This is a genomic window from Stenotrophomonas sp. P5_B8 (assembly GCF_054049855.1).
In genome coordinates, this window is sequence record NZ_JBFULO010000646.1 from 1 (window position 1) to 1,523 (window position 1,523).

Annotated in this window: 1 pseudogene; it reads right to left on the reverse strand. The window is 57.1% G+C overall.

Features of this window, described 5'->3' with window-relative positions:
* A pseudogene (locus ACXJKH_RS20330) lies at window positions 1-1,523 on the reverse strand (RHS repeat protein); the annotation flags it as partial.

A 1,523-nucleotide genomic window follows, 5' to 3' on the forward strand; every position in this document is an offset into this window, starting at 1 on the left:
CGCCGGTGTCTATTGCTCGGGCGGGAAGACCACGGGCATTCTGCACCATGCTATGCGCGATGCCATTTCCATATGCGAATGAACGCAAGGCACCATCAGGATAGTGAGAAATAGCGCTTGCGTAGCTTCCGACACGTGTCGGTTGGCCAAGCGCGTTCGGCGCGAAGATGAGCTGCAAGCCACTGGGATACTGCAGGCTGGCTAGTGACGCATTGGCATCATATCCATAACCCATGGACCATATTCCCGTCCCAGGCTGCTGGAGCGTTTCACCGATGACTGGGCCGCGCTTGCTGTATGCATACGTATTGATGACCTGTTTGCCGTCTGGATTGTTAGTCACGACCTGAGTCGGTAACCCAGCGTTGTTGTAGGTCCAAGTCTGGTTCCCACTGCCGTCAGCGAAGATCAACTGCTTAAGTCGATTTCGAGCGTCATAGCTACGGTCGACGCGACGTCCCGAAGCTTGCGCCGCAGCTTCATCGCAACTGTTGGTCGCCGTCAGCGAAAGCCCAGCCGCAGACCATGCAAGGTTACCAGCGGCATCGTAGCCCGCTACGCTGGCTCCGGTCTCCGGCTCTACGCTCTTGCAGAGTTCCTGCTGCGAGTTGTACACGTATGAACGGGTCACGGCCACGCTACCCGTTGCGTTGCGGCGTTTGATCGAAATGGGCTTGCCGAATACGTCGCGCCCTATCTCTGTGAATGCTCCGGCCGGATGCTCGATCGCCACTGCAAAGTCATAGGCGGGAGCGTCATATACGCGATACTGCGTTATGGTGGCTTGCTTGCGAGGATCGGTCGTGCGAACACGCATGCCAGCCTCATACGCTGTTACCGTGGTCAGTAGACCTTGTTCGCTGTCAATCGAACTGGATGTCGGTCGACCCAGGGCATCATACTCACTCCACTGTCCCGACACTGGGTTGCTACCCGAGGCAGGATATGACTGGAAGGTCGTCCGGCCAGAATGATCGTAGGTGAAGCGCTGATATCGCTCTGTCGCGGCGACATTGCTTCCGTCACGTTCGCGGGTCAACGCTGGTCGCCACATCGCATCAAACCACGTTACCTTGTTGCGGTTACCGGTATTGCTAGTCAACCGCCAGTGGCCCGCAGCTAGTCCATGCTCAACGGAATCGACGCGCTCGAACACCTGCGTCGTGGAATTCCATGCGACGGTATCTCCGGATGCAAATGCCCTTTGAGTCTGCCGACCCATCGGGTCATAAGCATACGTCGTTTGATAGCCCATCTCGTTGGTAACAGAGCGAATCCAACCATTGTCATCCACACTCGCCGAAATCGACGTGCCATCGGCAAAGCCAATAGCCTGCGGGGTGCCGCGCTTCCAACTACTCAAGGTGGTGACATTCCCGCGCCCATCGGAAAAGCTGGCGATGCTCCCATCAGCGTGATATGCCAACTTCTGCACGAGCTTCCCGAACTGCCGACGCTCATATGGCAGTCCGTTTGCATTATAGGTGGTCTGCGCTTCGACCAGGCCCGTATCGTTGTTGGTC